The organism is Nonomuraea sp. NPDC049141 (assembly GCF_040648415.1).
Classification (GTDB): Bacteria; Actinomycetota; Actinomycetes; order Streptosporangiales; family Streptosporangiaceae; genus Nonomuraea.
The window spans coordinates 248,428-265,524 of sequence record NZ_JBEZDR010000016.1; the positions used below are offsets into that span (position 1 = coordinate 248,428).

Consider the following 17,097-nt stretch of genomic DNA (forward strand, 5'->3'; position numbering starts at 1 on the left):
GTCACCACTTCACGGGCAGCGAGACGAGGCCCGAGGTCAGGGAGTCGGCGCGCAGCCGGAGCTCCTCGACGGGCACCGCCAGCCGCATCCCCGGAAAACGCGGGATGAGCTGGGCGAACACCGCCTGCAGCTCGATCCGGGCGAGCGGTGCCCCGATGCAGTAACGGGCGCCGTACCCGAAGGAGACGTGACCCGCCGCCTGCCGGGTGACGTCGAACCGCTCCGGGTCCGCGAACACCTTCTCGTCGTGGTTGGCCATGCCGATGTGCAGCAGGACCAGGTCGCCCGCCTTGACCCTGGCATCGCCGACCTCCAGGTCGACGCGGGCGTATCGGGGGATGCCGCCGGTGCCGTTCACCATGGGCGTCCGCATGATCTCCTCGATCGCTCCGGTGAGCAGGTCGGGCTCGGCCAGGAGGGCCTCCCACTGCCCGGAGTTGGCCAGCAGGAACAACGCGCCCATGCCGATCTGCACGACCGTGGTCTCGTGCCCGGCGAACAGCAGGTTCATGGCCCGCATCGCGATCTCGTCGTCGTTCGTGTCGGGCAGTTCGAGGAGCCGGGTGATCACGTCGTCGCCCGGTTCGTGGCGCTTGAGGTTGACCATCTGCTTGCCGTACTCGTACAGGTCGGCCAGCCCCCGCATCGAGCGGGCGTGGTCGGCGGTGTTGCCCGCCGCCTCCGACCAGGCGCGGAACTGGTCGCGATCCTCGTACGGCACGCCGAGCAGCTCGCAGATGACCAGGATCGGCAGCGGCAGCGCCAGCGCCTGGTGGAGATCGGCCGGTGAGCCCTGGCGCTCCAGTTCGTCGAGCAGTTGAGTGGTCAGTTCCTCTACGCGAGGGCGGAACGCCCGCATGCGTTTCGGCGTGAAGTGCGGCTGGAGCAGCGACCGCATCCTGGTGTGGTCCTCGCGCTCGGTGTCGAAGTCACCCATCGGGCCACCGAACAGCGCGGACTCGCCGATGCGCGCGGCCTGCTCCGGCTGGGGGTGCGAGCGACCGAGCCGGTCGTCGTCGAGCAGGCGGCGCACCTCCTCATAGCCGGTCACCAGCCAGGCGTCGTCGCCCGTCTGCGTGTGAACGCGATGCACCGGCCCCTCGGCCTGGAGCGCGCGCAGCAGCGGGGCCGACCGGAGCAGCTCGGGCTGGTCGAAGGGAAGCTTGTTTACTGGCATGTGTACAACGGTATTTGTAGACTTGATAGTAAACAAGAGGAGCGCGCATGGAAACCGTCCGGCGGATGCCCCGAGCCGAGCGCCGGGAGCAGATACTCGACGCCGCGACGCGCGCCTTCGCGGGCAGCGGCTACACGGCCACCGGCCTCGACGACGTGGCCGCCGAGGCCGGCGTGAGCCGGGTGATCCTCTACCGGCACTTCGAGTCGAAGACCGATCTCTATCGGGCGGTGCTCGACCGGGCGTGCGCGCACCTCGCCCAGCGGGTGGGGGACGCGGGCTTCACCGACCAGACGATCCCGGCGCTCATGCGGGCGGCCGAGGCGGACCCCGACGGGTTCCGGCTGCTGTTCCGGTACGCGGCCCGCGAGCCGGAGTTCCGCGACCTCGTCGACGACTTCTCCAGGGAGTCCGTCCAGATCGCCCGCGAACATCTGGCCGCCAGGATCGCCGACCGGCAGTGGGCGGACTGGGCGGCGCGGCTGGTGTTCGCGGTGGCCATCGAAGGGGTCATCGCGTGGCTGGACGCCGGACGGCCCGATCCCGGCACGGCCGCCGAGCGCGTCTCCCGGGCCATCCACGGCGTCATCGAAGCGGCCTCGTAGAAACGCTGAGGAAACCGCCGCTGCACTACACCTGTTCCGCATGACGTACCGAAGATCACTCACGGCACTGGCGCTGGTGCTGGCGGGGCTGGTGGCGCATCCTTCCGCAGCAGGCGCCACCGCTGCTGCCGGCCCGCAGTCCGTTCAGTGGAAATCCTGCCCGGCCTACTCCGATGAGGTGATCCGGAGCCTGGGCGTGGCGGCGGAGCGGGTTCCGGACTTCCGCACCCTGATGAAGCGCCTGGAGTGCGGGACGGTCAGCGTCCCGCTGAACCACCGCGACCCCGGCGGACGGAAGATCGACATCGCGGTGACCCGGCTGACCGCCACGGACAAGGCTCACCGGCTCGGCGCCACCGCCGTCTTACCGGGAGGGCCGGGCAACAGCGGCTACCTGGACCCGATCCTGCGGGCCGCGCTCAGGAACGAGGAGATGGCCAAGCTCAACGAGCGCTACGACATCATCGGCTTCGATCCGCGCGGCGTGGGCTACAGCGCCAAGGTCGCCTGCCCCATGGAGCCAGGAGGCCCGCAGGAGCCGGGCACGCTGACCGAGGAGGCGGCCAGGAAGATCTATGACGCCCAGGTCGCCGCCGGCAAGAAATGCGGGGACTCCGACCCCGCCTTCCTCGGGCAGCTCACCACCGAGAACGTGGCCAAGGACCTGGACCTGGTGCGGACCGCACTGGGTGAGCGCTCGCTCAACCTGCTCGGCTTCTCCTGGGGCACCTATCTGGGGATGGCGTACCGCAGCCTGTTCCCCGAACACACGGGACGGGCTTTCCTGGACAGCGTGGCGCCTCCGTGGACCCGTCTTGACGAGCACCTCAAGGGCGCGGCGGAGGCGGCCGAGCGTGACTTCGTACGCATGGCCGCCTGGCTGGCCCGCCGCGATGAGACCTACGGTCTCGGTGCGACCACCCGGCAGGTCCGCGTGGAGGTGGCGGAGCTGGTCCGCGCGTACGACAAGGACCCCAAGACCTACACCGACCTGCAACGGCCCGTCGACGGCTCGGTCGTCGCCGACCTGGCCAGGCGCAACTCGACCGAGTGGACACGGGCTGGCAAGGCGCTGGCCGAACTGCGGACGGCGACGGGCACCACCGCCCCGCCCACCGTCAAGGAGATGCTCGGCGCTCAGATGGGGACGCCCGTGCCGGGCGCGCCCGAAATGCTGAACATGACGATGAACATGGCGGTCGCGTGCAACGAGGACAGCAGCCGGGCCAAGTTCGACCCCGCCTGGCGTGACTACCAGCAGCTCGTGAAGCGCTACCCGGCGACCGGCCGGGGCTGGGGACTGGCTGTCATGTGTTCCGGCTGGCCGCTGCCGGTGCAGCAGACCACGTTGAAGCGGGGCGGCGGGTCACTGGTGCTGGCGGGGCATCTGTACGAGTTCATGTCCGTCTACGACTGGACGCTGCAGACGCGGCGCGCCATCGGCGGCACCGTCTACACGGTCGCCGACGACGTGCACGTGTCGACCACCCGGATACCTGAGTGCGCCGCCGACGTGGTGCGCTACTTCGAGACGGGCCGGATCGACAGGGGCTGCGCGGGCAGCCCGATCCCGAGCTGACCACAGGCCCCCGGGCCCGGTTTTCCGGGCCCGATGCCCTGGCAGCGGGTCGATGTCAGGCGTCAGAGTGGGCGAACGCCTCCTGAAGGGGCGGCAACATCTGGCGGGCGTCGTACCCGGCGAACCACAGGCCGACCACGAACACACTCACGGCCTCCAGGTATCGCGCCCGCGTCAGCCCACCCGCCCGTACCGGCTCGAACCCCAGATCGCCCACCAGACCGGCCACCACCTCCACGGCCCGCTCATCGTCGCCGCACAGCGGCACCCCCAGCCCGCGCCCCGCGTGGGAGGCCCATACCTCCGCGGCGCACACGTTGAACGCCTTGACAACCCCCGCCCCAGGGGCCAGCCCGGCCACCCGCTCAGCCACCGCGGCCTCGGCCAGGAGGAACGAGTTCGGCGCGTCGGTGAACGCGTCAGGCTCGTAGGCGTTGGTGCAGTCGATCAGCGTCCGACCGGCCAACGCGCCGTCCGCCGCGCCGACCTCGGCGAGAATCCCGTCCACCGACAGGGCAGGTACGGCCAGCAGCAACGCCTCGCCGTGCGCCGCGGCGGCCCGCAGGTCACCGCCACGGGCGCCCGCCCCGATCGCCTCGGCCAGCTTGCGCGCCTTCTCCCGCGACCGTGCGCCGACCATCACCTCGTGCCCCGCCCGCGCCCAGCCCGATCCCAGCGCCTCGGCCATCTGCCCGGCCCCGAGTATGCCAATCCGCATGTCTTTCCCTCTTCCTCGCCTGAGCTTCTGCTTCCTGCGAAGACGGTAAGCGTGCCGATAGGCACCTCCAGGTGCCGAACGAATGCGGGAGACTGGCGCATGTGGACCACCACGAGGACGCCCCGTTCGAGCCCTTCGGCGACTTCATCGCCGACTGCCCAGCCCGTCTGGCCGTTGACCTGTTCGCCCATGCCTGGCTGCCGGTGGTGGTGTTCGCCCTGAAGGACGGGCCCATGCGCCCCGGCCGGCTCCGCCAGGAGATCGGCGGCATCAGCCAGAAGGTACTCACTCAGACCCTGCGTCGCATGGAACGCTGTGGCCTGGTCGAACGCCGACGCTATGCCGAGGCCCCGCCGCGGGTGGAGTACGAGCTGACCCAGGCGGGCGAGGACCTGCTGACACCGATCCGCGCCCTGGGCGACTGGGCCTACCGCTATGCCGACACGGTCCTGACCGCCTACGACGACTCCGCCCGCACGGCCGGCTGACCCCCACGGCCGGGCGGGGCCACGCACCTCCGCGTGGCTGCTAGGAGCTCTGAGCGAAGGTCTTCGCCAGCCAGCCCTGCCAGGACTGCTCCAGGGTTTGCCCGTCGATGTCGGTGTAGGCGTGGTGCTCGACCACGACCGTGCCCTGACCGTGGATGAACATGTAGAGCCCGTCACCGGTCCGCACCCCGATGAACGCGCCCGGATCCGTGACCCACTCCACGACGCCCTCCTCCGGTGCGACACCGTCGAGCGTGATCGTGACCCGGTCGCCCGCGGTGATGCCGCCGGTCAGGCCGAGCACGTCCTGGAAGGCGGCCCACGCCTGAGCGTGCGGCGCCTGCGGGCCCCAGAGCATGAGGTTGTGCGTCGAGATCCGGCCGCGGAAGTGCTTGAGGTAGGCGGCCAGCTTGTTGAGGTATTGGAGGTCGCCGATCTTCAGGGCGTCGTACTCGGACTCCCAGTCGTCGCCGAGGAAGCCGTTGTGCACGAAGCGGAGCACCGTGCTGCCGCCCTCGCGGCCCTCGATGAGGTATTCGAATGCCATGAACGTGCCGTCTTCGGGGTTCTCGTCGCCGCGGTAGGCGAGCCGTTTGCCCGGCTCCCACGCGGTGACGGTCGAGCCCATGGTGAAGTCGCCGCCGAAGGTCTGCGTGCCTCTGCCGCCTTCGCGGGGCTCCAGCTCGGTATGGCCCATGAACCAGGAGTCGATGCCCGGCCCTTCGGCGATCGCCTGCCAGACCTCCTCGGGTGAGGCGTCCAGCTCGATCTCGTGACTTACCTCGAACTCGTGCGGCATGACCGGCTCCTCGATGAATGTCCCTTCCGTGCCATCGACCCTTCCACCGACAATAAGACTTGTCAAGCATTCCATGGTTGTCGGCACGGTCCGCCGTGGGGGCGAGCCGACTCGCTCTTGAGAGGGAGGTCGAGGATCGCCCGTCACGGCGATCCCTTTTAAGCGGAGAAATCCGAGTATTGGCGGTATATCCCGCAGCTCCGAGGAGAACCGACCATGAAGAATCGCACCGCGCTCATCGCCGCCCCGCTGCTCGTCCTGGCCTACGGCGTGCTCAGAATCGTCGACGGCCTCGACGGCGTCCGCGGCCCCGGCGTGGCCTGGACCGTCGGACACCTGGCCTTTCTCGGCGCGTTGACGCTATTCGTCCCGATATTTTGGGAAATGCGGAGCATGCTGGGGCGGTCGGCGGTCGCCACCACAACCCTGGTCGCGGGCGTCGTCGGGATCGGCTGCGCGGCCGCCCAGTTCACGATCGACATCATCGTCGGCTTCCTGGCGGCCGACCATGACGCGATGAGCTCGATGTTCGAGCAGGTACAGGCGGTGCCGGGCGTGTCCCTGGCCGTCTACAGCGTGGGCCCGATCCTGTTCTACGTCGCCCAGCTCGCCTTCGCCGCCCTGCTCGCCGGGCACCGGATGGTCAAGGTCTGGGTGCCGGTCGCGGTGCTGGCCGAGATCGTGCTGTCCGTGATCGACAAGAACCTCATCCCGGTGGGCGCGGTCCTGCTGCTCGTCTCGTTCCTGCCGCTGATGGGCCGCCGCACGCCGATGGCGCGGCACACCCCCGCTCACGCATGAGAGACCTCCGGTAAAAGTGCGGAAAGATGAGGCACTGTGTCCGACTTGTCGCTTATTGACATCGTGCGGCGAAGGATCCGGGCGCTCCCTCACCTGTGGGTGGACGGCGCGCTCACCGCGGCGATCCTGATAGCCCAGCTCTGGCCCCTGCTGTCCAGCGACGAGCGGTCCAGCGAGCCCTGGGACTGGTGGGGGTACGCGGTGGTGATCGCCGCGTCACTGCCGCTGATCTGGCGGCGGCGGGCGCCGATCACCATACTGATCATCTGCCTGTGCACGGGCGCCCTCTACGATCTCGCCGACCACGTCGCGCGCCAGCCCATCTGGTACGGCGGGCTCGTCGCGGTGTACACGGTCGCCGCCTACTCCGACACCTTGCAGCGGATCATCACGTTCGCCATCACCATCGCCGGTGGCCTGCTCCTGGTCGGCTCGTCGGAGACCGCGCTGCGCGGGACCGTGCTGTTCGTCGCCGCGTACGCCATCGGCAGGGCCACGGCCACCTCCCGCGCCCACGCCGCCGCGCTGGAGGAACGGGCCGAACGGCTGGAAAGGGAGCGACAGGTGGAAGCGGAACGCGCCGCCGAACACGAGCGCGCCAGGATCGCCCGCGACATGCACGACATCCTCGCCCACGCGGTCAGCCTCATGGTCGTCCAGGCCGAGGCGGGGCCCGTGGTGGTCAGGAGCAACCCGGCCCGGGCGGAGGCCGCCTTCGACGCGATCGCCGCGGCGGGGCGGGACGCGATGATGCAGCTCCGCCGGATGCTGGGCGTGCTGAAGGACGAGGAGGCGCCGCGCGCGCCCCAGCCCACCATCAACGACCTGCCCGCCCTGGCGGACCAGGTCTCGCACACGGGGCTCCGGGTGGAGTTCGCCTCGACCGGGCGGCCGCGTCCCGTCTCGCCCGACTGCGCCGTCGCCGCGTACCGGGTCACGCAGGAAGCGCTCACCAACATCGTCAAGCACGCCGGCGCGAACCGCGCGGACATCCGGCTCACCTGGGAGGACGATACCTTGCTGCTCGACATCACCGACGACGGCCGAGGCCGCGCGATCGACGGACACGCACCGCCTTCCGGCGGGCACGGGCTGCCTTCCGGCGGGCACGGGCTGATCGGCATCCGGGAGCGCGCCGCCGCCTGTGGAGGCACCGCCGTGGCCGGTCACCGCACGGACGGGCCGGGCTTCCAGGTGTCGGTACGACTCCCGCTGGCCCAGGCATGACCGGCCCGACCCCCACGGGTCCGACCCCCACCGGCCGAACCGCCGTTGGCCCAACCGGCGGCGGCCCGGACGCGCCCCCGAGCATCCGGGTCGTCGTCGCCGACGATCAGGAGCTGGTCCGGGGCGGATTCGCGATGATCCTCGACGCCCAGCCGGACATCGACGTGGTCGCCGAGGCGGGCGACGGGGTCCAGGCGATCGCCGCGGTCCGCGAGCACGAGGCGGACGTGCTGCTGCTCGACATCCGCATGCCCAGGATGGACGGCATCGAGGCCGCCAAGATCGTGTGCGCGGAGACGGGCTGCCGGGTGCTCATGCTCACCACGTTCGACCACGACGACTACGTCTATGACGCGCTGCGGGCGGGCGCCAGCGGGTTCCTGCTCAAGGATGTGCGCCGTGATGACCTGGTCAACGCCGTACGGGTGGTCGCGGAGGGGGAATCGCTGCTGGCGCCCACGGTGACCAGGAGGTTGATCTCCGAGTTCACCTCCCGGCCGGCCGCCCGGCCCGCCGGGGCCCTGGACGTACTGACCGCCAGAGAACGCGAGACGCTGCAGCTCATCGCGCGCGGACTGTCGAACGCGGAGATCGCGCAGGCCATGGTGGTCAGCGAGCACACCGTGAAGACGCACGTCAGCAATCTGCTCGCCAAGCTCGGGCTGCGCGACAGGGTGCAGGCGGTGATCACCGCCTACGAATCGGGCCTTGCGGTGCCGGGTGCGTAATGCGTGGCCGGACGGGGTAGACGGGGACGTATTCGAACGACGAACCGGGAACGGCCCTAACAGTGGATGAAACACCCTTCCAGGTGATGCAATGGGCCGACCCGCTATCACCGAGGAGGCCCGTTGAGAGACAACCTCGACCTCGCCGCGAGCGCCCAGCAGCTGGCCGACGCCGCGCCGGCGGGCTCGCTGGACCGCGCGGCGGCCGCGTCCGTGGCCATCACGCTGGCCACCACACGCGACGTCTTCCAGGCCAGGCAGACGCTCGACGGACTCGCACCGCAGGACGTACGCCAGGCGGCGCTGACACTCTTCGAGGAGCTCTCGGAGAGCTGACCGGACCGACCCCCATGCCGACGCCGCACCCGGTGAGGGCGCGCGGCGTCTTGAGCGTGCCGTCTTACGCACTGCCGACCGGCGAAACGGCGGCCGGCGAAATGCCGAGGCGAGCCCGTACGGCCCGGCGCGCCCATGTGACGGCCTGGCGGTCGCCGTGCAGTTGCAGGGCGTGGTTCAGCGACATGACCAGGCCGGTCAGCTCGAACACCAGCTGATCGGCATCGATGCCGCCCAGCAGATCCCCGGCGGCCACGGCCCGCCGCGTCTCCTTGAGCAGCCGCGCCCGCCAGGTGTCGAACCGGGCCTCCACCGCGTCCCGCACCGCCCCCGCGCGCCCGTCGAACTCATGGGCCGCGGCGACGAAGAAGCAGCCGCCGGGAAAGACCCCGCGCTCCAGGTAGGAGATCCACGCCTCGCAGAGCGCCCGCAGCCGCGGCATTCCGGGCTCGATCCGTACGACGGGCTCCCAGACCTCCGCGCGGAAGACCTCGCCCGCCCGGTCCAGCACCGCCAGTTGCAACGCCTCTTTTGAACCGAAGTGCCCGAGGACGCCGGACTTGCTCATGCCGAGCTCGGTCGCGAGGCGGCCGATGGTCAACCCTTCCAGCCCCTCGACGGAGGCGATGCCGACCGAGCGGTCGAGGATGGCGAAGCGGGTGCCGAGGGCCTCCGCCACAGATCTACGCGGGCTCATCAGGCCATTTTAGCGTCCGAACGGTCGGTTGCTATAGTCCGGCCCATGAATGGATCACGCATCGTCGCCACCGGCCACTACCAACCGGCCAAAGTGCTGACCAACGACGACCTCGCCGCCATGGTCGACACCTCCGACGAGTGGATCACCAAGCGGGTCGGGATCCGCACCCGGCACATGGCCGGGCCGGAGGAGGGCGTGACCGAGCTGGCCGGGCACGCGGCGGCCAAGGCGCTGGCGGGCAGCGGACTCAACGCGTCCGACATAGACCTCGTGCTCGTGGCCACCTGCACCCAGACCGAGCGGGCGCCGAACGTCGCCTCCCGCGTCGCGGCCAAGCTCGGCGTACCGGAAGCGGCCGTCATGGACCTGGGCGCGTCGTGCTCCGGCTTCACCCACGCGCTGGCCATGGCCGACCACACGATCAGGGCCGGAGCCGCCACGCACGCGCTGGTCGTCGGCGTGGACAAGATGACGGCCGTGACCGACTGGACCGACCGTACGACGTGCGTACTGACCGGCGACGGCGCCGGGGCGGCGGTGCTGAGCGCGGCGGCGGAGCCGGAGATCGGGCCCGTCGTCTGGGGCTCGGCCCCCGAACTGGGCGATGCCGTGCGGATCGGCGGCACGCCCACCCGGTTCGCCCAGGACGGCCAGACCGTCTACCGCTGGGCCACCACGCGGCTGCCGGACATCGCCCGGCGCGCGTGCGAGCGGGGCGGCGTCAAGCCGGAGGAACTGGCGGCCGTGGTGCTGCACCAGGCGAACCTGCGGATCATCGAGCCGATCGCGCAGAAGCTCGGCGCGGTCAACGCGATCGTGGCCCGTGACGTGGTCGAATCGGGCAACACCTCGGCCGCGAGCGTCCCGCTGGCGCTGTCGAAGCTGCTGGAGCAGGGTGAGGTGCGGCGGGGGGCGCCGATGCTGCTCTTCGGGTTCGGGGGGAACCTGTCGTACGCGGGCATGATCGTCCGTTGCCCCTAGCTTCGTTCGATATAATGAACTTATGGTTCATCATATCGGGGCACAGGACGCCCTCTACCTGGAGGACACCTACCTCACCAGCGTCGACACCAGCGTGACCGCGACCGGCTACGACGAGGTCGGCGGCACGTGGGTCGCGGTGCGGCACAACATCTTCCATCCGCAAGGTGGCGGGCAGCCCGCCGACCGCGGCTGGCTGGGCGAGTGCGAGGTCGTCCCGGTACGCCATGCCGCGACCGGCCTGGTGATGCTCCAGGGTGCCGGGCTGGACGGCCTGTCCGAGGGCGATGTCGTTCGCGCGCGCGTCGACGCCGACCTGCGCCTGCTGCACGCCGCGCTGCACACCGCCGGCCACCTCGTCGAAGCGGCGGGCCGGCCCGAAGGCTGGACACTGGCCGGCCGTAACCACTTCCCCGGCCAGGCCCGCGTCGAGCTCACCCCACCCGAGGCCGGCACACGGCCCGCCGATGCCGAGGAGAGGGAGAAGGCCGCCGACCGGCTGCGCGCGTTCGTGGCCGCGGCCATCGCCGACGACCTGCCGGTCACCGCCGAACACGACGACGAGGGACGCCGCGTCGTACGGCTCGGGGACATGCACGCCGCCCCCTGCGGCGGCACTCACGTGCGTAGCCTCGCCGACCTGCGAGAGGTGACGATCTCCGCCGTGAAGCTGAAGAAGGGCCGCATCCGCGTCTCCTACACCGCCTCGCACAGGCCGTCGCGATGAGCGCCCCTGGCCGGGACCGCCGTCCCACCAGCAGCGCCGCAGCCGCTGCCGGTGCCCAGATCCAGCGCCGCCGGCAGCAGCGCGGCATGAGCCAGGCCGAGCTGGCCCGGCGGACCGGGCTGAGCAAGGCGACGCTGTCACAACTGGAGGCGGGCATGGGCAACCCCACCATCGACACCCTGGACTCCATCGCCGTCGCCCTGGCCATCCCGCTCACCGACCTGCTCATCCGCCACGGCGACCCCGGCACCGTGCACATCGCCTCGACGGTCGCCGGCCAGGACGAACCCACCCGCGAACTGCTCCGCCGCATCAGCGGCGGCCACAGCCTGGAGATCTGGCGACTGCGCCTCCCACCGAACACCACCGTCGACGGCATCCCCCACGCCCCCGGCACGACCGAGCACCTCCTGATCGCCTCCGGCAGCCTGCTCGCGGGTCCGGCCGACGATCCCCGCCGCCTGGAGGCCGGCGACATGCTGGCCTTCGCCGGAGACGCCCCGCACCGCTATCGCACCGACGACATCCCCGCCGATGTCACCGTCGTCATCGCCTCACCAGTCGCCGGCTGAGAAGCCGGACGGTTCGGGCGGCCGGCCCGGCTCCCTCCGCGCGGTGCGCGACCAGCTTCGCGCACCCAGATCGCGAGGCGTCGCGCGCTGACGCTAGCGTTGGAGGGGAGGAGAGGGGTTCCGTTGTCAGTCGTGAAGATCAACGTCCTGACCGTGCCGGCGGAGATGCGGGAGGAGTTGGAGCGACGCTTCTCCAACCGGGCGGGCATGGTGGAGTCGGCCGACGGGTTCGAGTGGTTCGAGCTGCTCAGGCCGGTCGAGGGCACCGACCAGTACCTGGTTTACACCCGCTGGCGCAGCGAGGACGACTTCCAGACGTGGCAGCAGGGTCAGGCCTTCCAGCGCGGGCACGCGCAGGCCGGGGCCGCCCAGGGGCATGGCCACGGCCAGGGGCCCGCCGCGTCCGGATCGCAGCTCTGGTCGTTCGAGGTCGTCCAGAGCGCCAGCCCGAAGAGCTGAGCCGCGCCTGCGCCTGTCGCGTTGATCACGACCTTCTTCCAGGATCCGGTGACTTCCTGAGGCCCGGCGGCTGCCGCGGCACGGCAGAGCGGCGGCCTCGTTCAGGCACGGAAGCACGATCAATTGACAGGCAAGTATCGGCTTGCCTATGGTGCGGCGTGTGGGTGACGTCTTCAAAGCCCTGGCCGATTCCACGCGCCGGACGATCCTCGACGAGCTGACCGACCGCAACGGACAGACGCTCTTCGAGATCTGCGCCCGGCTGGCCACCAAGCATGAGCTCGCTTCGTCGCGGCAGGCGATCTCGCAGCATCTCGACGTCCTCGAAGCTGCCGGCCTGGTCGAGACCAGGCGTGAGGGCCGGTACAAGTTCCACTACATCAACACCAGCCCGCTCGAACCGATCATCGAGCGGTGGCTCAGAAGGGGACCGACATGAGAATCAACCTGACGAGCGTGCTCGTTGACGACCAGGAGAAGGCGCTGCGCTTCTACACCGACGTGCTGGGTTTCGTGAAGAAGCACGACATCCCGCTCGGCGAGCACCGGTGGCTGACCGTGGTGTCCCCGCAGGACCCGGACGGCACCGAGCTGGTGCTCGAACCCGGCGCCCACCCGGCGGTGCAGCCGTTCAAGGAGGCGCTGGTCTCCGACGGCATCCCTTACACCTCTTTCGCCGTCGACGACGTCAAGGCCGAGTACGAGCGGCTCCGCGGCCTCGGCGTGCGCTTCACCCAGGAACCCGCCGACATGGGGCCGGTGACCACCGCCGTGCTCGACGACACCTGCGGCAACCTGATCCAGATCGCCCACCAGGCCGGCTGACCCCTTTACCGCCGTCCGGCCAGGCCGCTCCGGTACGCGATGACGGCCAGTTGGGTGCGGTCGCGGGCGGGCAGCTTGGTGAGCAGCCTGCTGACGTAGGTACGTGCGGTCTCGGGGCTGATGAACAGCTCGGCGGCGATCTCCTGGTTGTTCAGGCCGCGCCCGATCGCGGCCAAGACCTCGCGTTCGCGGCCGGACAGTCCTTCGACCAGCTCCGGCCTGGTTCGCGGGTGCGCCGAGGCGGCGGCGCGCATGACCTTCTCGGTGATCGACGGCGCGAGGAGCGATTGGCCGCCGGCCACGAGACGGATGGCATCGCGCAGGTCCTGCGGCTGGATGTCCTTCAGGAGGTATCCGGACGCGCCCGAGCGGATCGCGTCCAGGACGTTCTCGTCCTCGTCGAACGTGGTGAGCACGATGATCCGGACGCCGTCGAGGTCGGGGTCGTCGAGAATGCGCCTGGTGGCGGTGATGCCGTCGAGCACGGGCATGCGGATGTCCATGAGCACGATGTCGGGCCGGTGCTCGCGTACCGAGTCGACCGCGCTCCGGCCGTCGCCGGCCTGGGCCACGACGGCGATGTCACCGTCGTGTTCGGCCAGCGCGCGCAGGCCCGAGCGCAGCAGCGGCTCGTCCTCGGCGATGACGATCCTGATCATGTACGGGGCTCCCGGGCCAGCGGCAGCCGGGCGGTCACGGCGGTGCCGGACGTTGACGACCTGCTGGTGCTCAGCGCGCCTCCCAGGAGGGCCGCCCGCTCGCGCATCCCGGCGATGCCGCGCCCGTCCACGCTCGGCTCGGTCGTCGCCTTGCCGTCGTCGCCGATGGTCAGGTAGAGCGTGTCGTCCTCGATCCTGGTGCTGATGGTGAGCGTGGTCGCACCGGCGTGCTTGATCACGTTGGTCACAGCCTCCTGGGCGATGCGGTGGGCGGCGGTGGCGATCGTGGGTGGCACGCGCGCCGGGTCGGCGGCCAGCTCGGCGCGCGTGGTGAGACCGGCCTGCCGGGCGGTCTCGATGATGGTCCGGATGCCTTCCAGCGTGTGGGGCGCGCGGTCGTCGTGGCCCGTCCGCGCCGGGGAGTGCAGCATGGACACGGTGGCACGGAGTTCGCGCAGGGATCGCGTGGTGGCGTCGGCCACGTTGGACAGCGATCGGGTCACCGTGTCGTCGTCGCGTCCGACGGCCTCGCCGGCGACGTTGGCGTGCACGGTGACGATGGCCAGGGCATGCCCGATCGTGTCGTGCAGGTCACGAGCGATGCGGATGCGTTCTTCCTGCATGGCGCGTTCGACGCGGTCGCGTTCTCGCTCGCGTTCCAGGGTGATGATGAGTTCCTGTTGCTCGCGCAGTTGGTGACGGCTGCGCACGGTTGAGGCGAGTGCGATCGCGCAGCCGATCAGTGCGGCGTTGGTCAGCAGGTCGTAGGACAGGACGTCGCCCGGCTGGTGCTCGTTGACCGCTCGGAAGAAGGCGGACACGGCCAGCAGTACCAGTCCCGCGCTCAGTGGCCACCGGATGTTCCTGCGTTCGGCGGCGAAGTAGAGCGCCGCGACGGCGGGGGCGGCCATGCCGATCGGTGGATAGTCCATGGCGTAGTAGGTGAAGATGCCGAGAATGGTCGTCGTGAGCACCACGAGTGGGGCGGCTCGGTGCGCGAGCAGCAGGACACCGAACCCGCTCGCGAAGGCGTAAGCGCCCCACCCGCTGTAGCCGCTGCTCGGGGCGCCGACCGCGATGATGAGTGAGATCGCGAGCGCTTGCCCGACGGCGACGAGGGCCAGGAACACCCAGTCCGGGACACCATCGGCGTCCTGGGGTCGTCCGTGCTGGAGCATGCGATCCGTCCTTCTCGCCCGTCCCGTCCTAGTCTGTGGCCTGGCGCGCTGTGAGGCGGGCCGGACCGCGCAGATGTCGCTTCTCGACGTACAAACGGGCCGCGGAATGACGCTTGAGGGGCGATGCGCGGCGGGACCACGCGTTCGTACGTTCGACCGCATGACGTCGAACCAGCAACCTCTTCATTCGCTCAACTGGCTGCTCATCGTAGGCCTGGCGGCCATCGCGCTGGTCCGGCCGCTGTTCTCCATGGTGGGCCTGTCGGACGCGCTCGGAAAGCCGGCCACGCCGATCGTCCTGACGGCCGCGATCTCGCTGGCCTGGATCCTCATCGTCGGACTGACCCAGGTGCGCAGGCCCGTACTGACGCTCGTGCTCGCCGGCCTCCTCTACGGAGTCGTCGCCATCGCGACCAGCGGTCTGGCGCTGCGCGGCGGCCCGGTCGTGATCTTCGGCAGCGTGTCCATCCTCATCACCAACCTGGTCTGGGGGGCGGCCTGCGGCCTGCTCGCGTTGCTGATACAGCGGCTGCGCGGGGTGCGTTGACGCTGTCGGCCAGGCCGCGCTGGGCCGCGGTCCGGACAGGCGCTGCTCACGCTCAGCGACCTCCTGCGGATCTCACGGAGCGCGTAGGTGGTCGGCCAGCCGCTCCAACTGCTCGGCGTAGTAGTCGCCGAACTCGGGTGAGCCCGGGTCGAGGCCGCAGGCAGCCCGGACGAGCTGTGGGAAGGCGATCCCGGCCGCCGCCATCCCGAACAGCGCCACCATCAACGCGGCCGGGTCCAGGTCGGCGGGGAACTCCCCGGCCTCCTGGCGGGCGCGCAGGTGCTCCAGGTCGCGACGCACGTCCTCGGCGAAGGCGGGATCGGGCGGGCCGTCGTCGGTGAGCCCCTGCCAGACCATCAGCTTGCCGAAGTCGCGGCGGCTGGAGTTGGCGCGAGCGTAGCCCGCGACGAGCCGGCCGAGCGATGACCCCCGGTCGGCGAACACGCTCTCCTCGCTCTGCCAGCGGGTGTTCAGCGCACGGAAGAGCCCCTCCTTGCCGCCGAAGTAGTAGGAGATCAGCTGCTTGTTGACCCCGGCCCTGGCCGCGATCTCGCCGACCCGCGCCCCCGCGAACCCCTTGGCCGCGAACTCCTCCAGCGCCGCCTGCAGGATGCGGGCCTTGGTGCGCTCCGGGTCGCGCTGCTTCTCCTCCGGCTCTCGTCTCATGGCCCAACTTTATCATCCATCCGGATGGTTGACAGAATTATCCGTATGGTTGATAGTCATGGACATGACAGCACACATCGCGATCATCGGTGGCGGGGTCGGCGGCCTCTGCCTCGCCCAGGGACTGCTCAAGGCCGGCAAGCACGTCACCGTCTACGAGCGGGACCGCACCCCGGCCGACCGGCTGCAGGGCTACCGGGTGCACATCGACCCCAACGGCGCCCGCGCCCTCCACGACTGCCTGCCTGCGGATCTCTGGCGGGCGTTCCTCGCCACGACCGGGCAGGGCGGTCAGGACTTCGGCTTCCTCACCGAGCGGCTCAGGACGCTGGCGTTGATCGAGACCCCGCCCGCGGCCGACCCGGTCGACGACCACCACTCCGTGAGCCGCATCACGCTCAGGCAGGTGCTGCTGAGCGGGCTGGAGGAGGTGGTGCGGTTCGGCAGGACGTACGAGCGCTATGAGCGGCGGCCCGACGGGCGCGTCGAGCTGTTCTTTGCCGACGGCTCCAGCGAGACGGCCGACATCGTGGTCGCCGCCGACGGCGGCAACTCGCGGGTGCGCAAGCAGTATCTGCCGCACGCCGAACGGGTCGACACCGGCATCACCACGGTGGCGGGCAAGTTCCCGCTCACCGACGAGACCAAGGCGCTCATCTCCCGTCGGCTCGTCGAGGGGCCGAACACCGTCATCCCGCCCAAGGGCCTCGGCATGTTCTGCGCCCCGCACGACCTGGGCGACGTGGCGCCGGTCGGCGGCATCGGGGCGACCGAGCAGCAGGGCGCGCTGATGGACAACGCCGGCAGCTACATCCTGTGGGCCGTAGGCGCCACCAAGGACCGCTTCCCCACCGACGTCGCCGAGCTGCCGGGCGTCCGGCTCAAGCAGGCGGTGGCGCGGATGGTCGAGTCCTGGCATCCCGACCTGCGCAAGCTGATCGACCTGTCGGATCCCGACACGGTCTCGCTGCTGCCGATCCGTACCTCGATCCCGATCGAGCCATGGCCGGCCACCACCATCACGCTGCTCGGCGACGCCATCCACAGCATGACGCCGATGCGCGGCATCGGCGCCAACACCGCGCTGCGCGACGCCCGCCTGCTCTGCCTCGCGCTGACCGGCGGGCGGGACACGGTCGAGGCCATCGCGGGCTACGAGGAGCAGCTGCGCGAGTACGGCTTCGCGGCCGTGCGGGACTCGCTCCGGGCGGCCGAGCAGTTCATCGGCGAGAGCCGGGCCGCCAGGATCGGCTTCAAGACGTTCCTGCGTACGGTCCAGCGGTTCCCGTCGCTCAAAGCGAAGGTCTTCTCGTGAGCGTCGTACC

Annotated in this window: 22 protein-coding genes; 15 read left to right on the forward strand and 7 right to left on the reverse strand. The window is 70.3% G+C overall.

Annotated features, from left to right (window positions below; genetic code table 11):
- Position 1 precedes the first annotated feature (1 nt).
- Complete coding sequence (locus AB0B91_RS41175) at positions 2-1,177, reverse strand: cytochrome P450 (RefSeq protein ID WP_358332157.1); 1,176 nt, start codon at positions 1,175-1,177, stop codon at positions 2-4.
- Between the two features lie 47 nt (positions 1,178-1,224).
- Between AB0B91_RS41175 and AB0B91_RS41180 the strand changes: the two genes are divergently transcribed.
- Entirely contained in the window at positions 1,225-1,782 is a 558-nt protein-coding gene (locus tag AB0B91_RS41180; protein WP_358037710.1) for a TetR family transcriptional regulator, read from the forward strand.
- Positions 1,783-1,822: 40 nt separating this feature from the next.
- A complete protein-coding gene (locus AB0B91_RS41185; protein WP_358332165.1) occupies positions 1,823-3,361 on the forward strand; it encodes an alpha/beta fold hydrolase in 1,539 nt (512 codons plus the stop codon).
- Positions 3,362-3,416: 55 nt separating this feature from the next.
- On the opposite strand, the gene AB0B91_RS41190 is transcribed toward AB0B91_RS41185, so the two are convergent.
- Entirely contained in the window at positions 3,417-4,079 is a 663-nt protein-coding gene (locus AB0B91_RS41190; protein WP_358332170.1) for an NAD(P)-binding domain-containing protein, read from the reverse strand.
- Between the two features lie 101 nt (positions 4,080-4,180).
- Between AB0B91_RS41190 and AB0B91_RS41195 the strand changes: the two genes are divergently transcribed.
- Positions 4,181-4,567 (forward strand): helix-turn-helix domain-containing protein, encoded by a 387-nt coding sequence (locus AB0B91_RS41195; RefSeq protein ID WP_358332173.1) that lies wholly within the window; start codon positions 4,181-4,183, stop codon positions 4,565-4,567.
- A 40-nt stretch (positions 4,568-4,607) separates the two neighbouring features.
- On the opposite strand, the gene AB0B91_RS41200 is transcribed toward AB0B91_RS41195, so the two are convergent.
- Positions 4,608-5,366 (reverse strand): SRPBCC domain-containing protein, encoded by a 759-nt coding sequence (locus AB0B91_RS41200; RefSeq protein WP_358332176.1) that lies wholly within the window; start codon positions 5,364-5,366, stop codon positions 4,608-4,610.
- A gap of 216 nt (positions 5,367-5,582) precedes the next feature.
- On the opposite strand from AB0B91_RS41200, the gene AB0B91_RS41205 reads away from it, so the two are divergent.
- The 4 genes from AB0B91_RS41205 (at position 5,583) to AB0B91_RS41220 (ending at position 8,458) form a co-directional block, all read left to right on the forward strand.
- Positions 5,583-6,167 (forward strand): hypothetical protein, encoded by a 585-nt coding sequence (locus AB0B91_RS41205; RefSeq protein ID WP_358332179.1) that lies wholly within the window; start codon positions 5,583-5,585, stop codon positions 6,165-6,167.
- Positions 6,168-6,230: 63 nt separating this feature from the next.
- Entirely contained in the window at positions 6,231-7,394 is a 1,164-nt protein-coding gene (locus tag AB0B91_RS41210; protein ID WP_358332182.1) for a histidine kinase, read from the forward strand.
- Positions 7,391-8,122 carry a response regulator transcription factor gene (locus AB0B91_RS41215; RefSeq protein ID WP_358332185.1) on the forward strand — a complete coding sequence of 244 codons (732 nt, stop codon included), beginning with the start codon at positions 7,391-7,393 and terminating at the stop codon, positions 8,120-8,122. Before AB0B91_RS41210 ends, AB0B91_RS41215 begins: the two co-directional genes overlap by 4 nt.
- A 123-nt stretch (positions 8,123-8,245) precedes the next feature.
- Positions 8,246-8,458: a hypothetical protein gene (locus AB0B91_RS41220; RefSeq protein WP_358332188.1), complete on the forward strand. Its 213-nt coding sequence runs from the start codon at positions 8,246-8,248 to the stop codon at positions 8,456-8,458.
- A gap of 64 nt (positions 8,459-8,522) precedes the next feature.
- Here the strand turns inward: AB0B91_RS41220 and AB0B91_RS41225 are convergent, their stop codons facing one another.
- Positions 8,523-9,155 (reverse strand): TetR/AcrR family transcriptional regulator, encoded by a 633-nt coding sequence (locus AB0B91_RS41225; RefSeq protein ID WP_358332191.1) that lies wholly within the window; start codon positions 9,153-9,155, stop codon positions 8,523-8,525.
- A gap of 45 nt (positions 9,156-9,200) precedes the next feature.
- On the opposite strand from AB0B91_RS41225, the gene AB0B91_RS41230 reads away from it, so the two are divergent.
- The 6 genes from AB0B91_RS41230 (at position 9,201) to AB0B91_RS41255 (ending at position 12,722) form a co-directional block, all read left to right on the forward strand.
- Entirely contained in the window at positions 9,201-10,139 is a 939-nt protein-coding gene (locus tag AB0B91_RS41230; protein ID WP_358332194.1) for a beta-ketoacyl-ACP synthase III, read from the forward strand.
- Between the two features lie 22 nt (positions 10,140-10,161).
- A complete protein-coding gene (locus tag AB0B91_RS41235) occupies positions 10,162-10,866 on the forward strand; it encodes a hypothetical protein (protein ID WP_358332197.1) in 705 nt (234 codons plus the stop codon).
- A complete protein-coding gene (locus AB0B91_RS41240; protein ID WP_358332200.1) occupies positions 10,863-11,438 on the forward strand; it encodes an XRE family transcriptional regulator in 576 nt (191 codons plus the stop codon). The genes AB0B91_RS41235 and AB0B91_RS41240 overlap by 4 nt, the downstream gene beginning before the upstream one ends.
- 123 nt (positions 11,439-11,561) lie before the next feature.
- Positions 11,562-11,897 carry an antibiotic biosynthesis monooxygenase gene (locus tag AB0B91_RS41245; RefSeq protein ID WP_357651355.1) on the forward strand — a complete coding sequence of 112 codons (336 nt, stop codon included), beginning with the start codon at positions 11,562-11,564 and terminating at the stop codon, positions 11,895-11,897.
- Positions 11,898-12,057: 160 nt separating this feature from the next.
- The gene (locus AB0B91_RS41250) at positions 12,058-12,336 is read left to right on the forward strand and encodes a metalloregulator ArsR/SmtB family transcription factor (RefSeq protein ID WP_358332203.1); all 279 of its coding nucleotides are present in this window, start codon (positions 12,058-12,060) and stop codon (positions 12,334-12,336) included.
- A complete protein-coding gene (locus AB0B91_RS41255; RefSeq protein ID WP_358332206.1) occupies positions 12,333-12,722 on the forward strand; it encodes a VOC family protein in 390 nt (129 codons plus the stop codon). The genes AB0B91_RS41250 and AB0B91_RS41255 overlap by 4 nt, the downstream gene beginning before the upstream one ends.
- 5 nt (positions 12,723-12,727) lie before the next feature.
- Here AB0B91_RS41255 and AB0B91_RS41260 read toward each other — a convergent pair whose 3' ends face one another.
- Positions 12,728-13,381 carry a response regulator transcription factor gene (locus AB0B91_RS41260; protein WP_358332209.1) on the reverse strand — a complete coding sequence of 218 codons (654 nt, stop codon included), beginning with the start codon at positions 13,379-13,381 and terminating at the stop codon, positions 12,728-12,730.
- Entirely contained in the window at positions 13,378-14,559 is a 1,182-nt protein-coding gene (locus AB0B91_RS41265; protein WP_358332212.1) for a sensor histidine kinase, read from the reverse strand. Before AB0B91_RS41265 ends, AB0B91_RS41260 begins: the two co-directional genes overlap by 4 nt.
- Positions 14,560-14,719: 160 nt before the next feature.
- On the opposite strand from AB0B91_RS41265, the gene AB0B91_RS41270 reads away from it, so the two are divergent.
- A complete protein-coding gene (locus AB0B91_RS41270; RefSeq protein WP_358332215.1) occupies positions 14,720-15,106 on the forward strand; it encodes a hypothetical protein in 387 nt (128 codons plus the stop codon).
- A gap of 72 nt (positions 15,107-15,178) precedes the next feature.
- On the opposite strand, the gene AB0B91_RS41275 is transcribed toward AB0B91_RS41270, so the two are convergent.
- Positions 15,179-15,772: a TetR family transcriptional regulator gene (locus tag AB0B91_RS41275; RefSeq protein WP_358332218.1), complete on the reverse strand. Its 594-nt coding sequence runs from the start codon at positions 15,770-15,772 to the stop codon at positions 15,179-15,181.
- Positions 15,773-15,836: 64 nt separating this feature from the next.
- Here AB0B91_RS41275 and AB0B91_RS41280 point away from each other — a divergent pair, with 64 nt between their 5' ends.
- Positions 15,837-17,087, forward strand: coding sequence for an NAD(P)/FAD-dependent oxidoreductase (locus tag AB0B91_RS41280; protein WP_358332221.1), 1,251 nt, complete (start codon positions 15,837-15,839; stop codon positions 17,085-17,087).
- Positions 17,088-17,097: the final 10 nt, after the last annotated feature.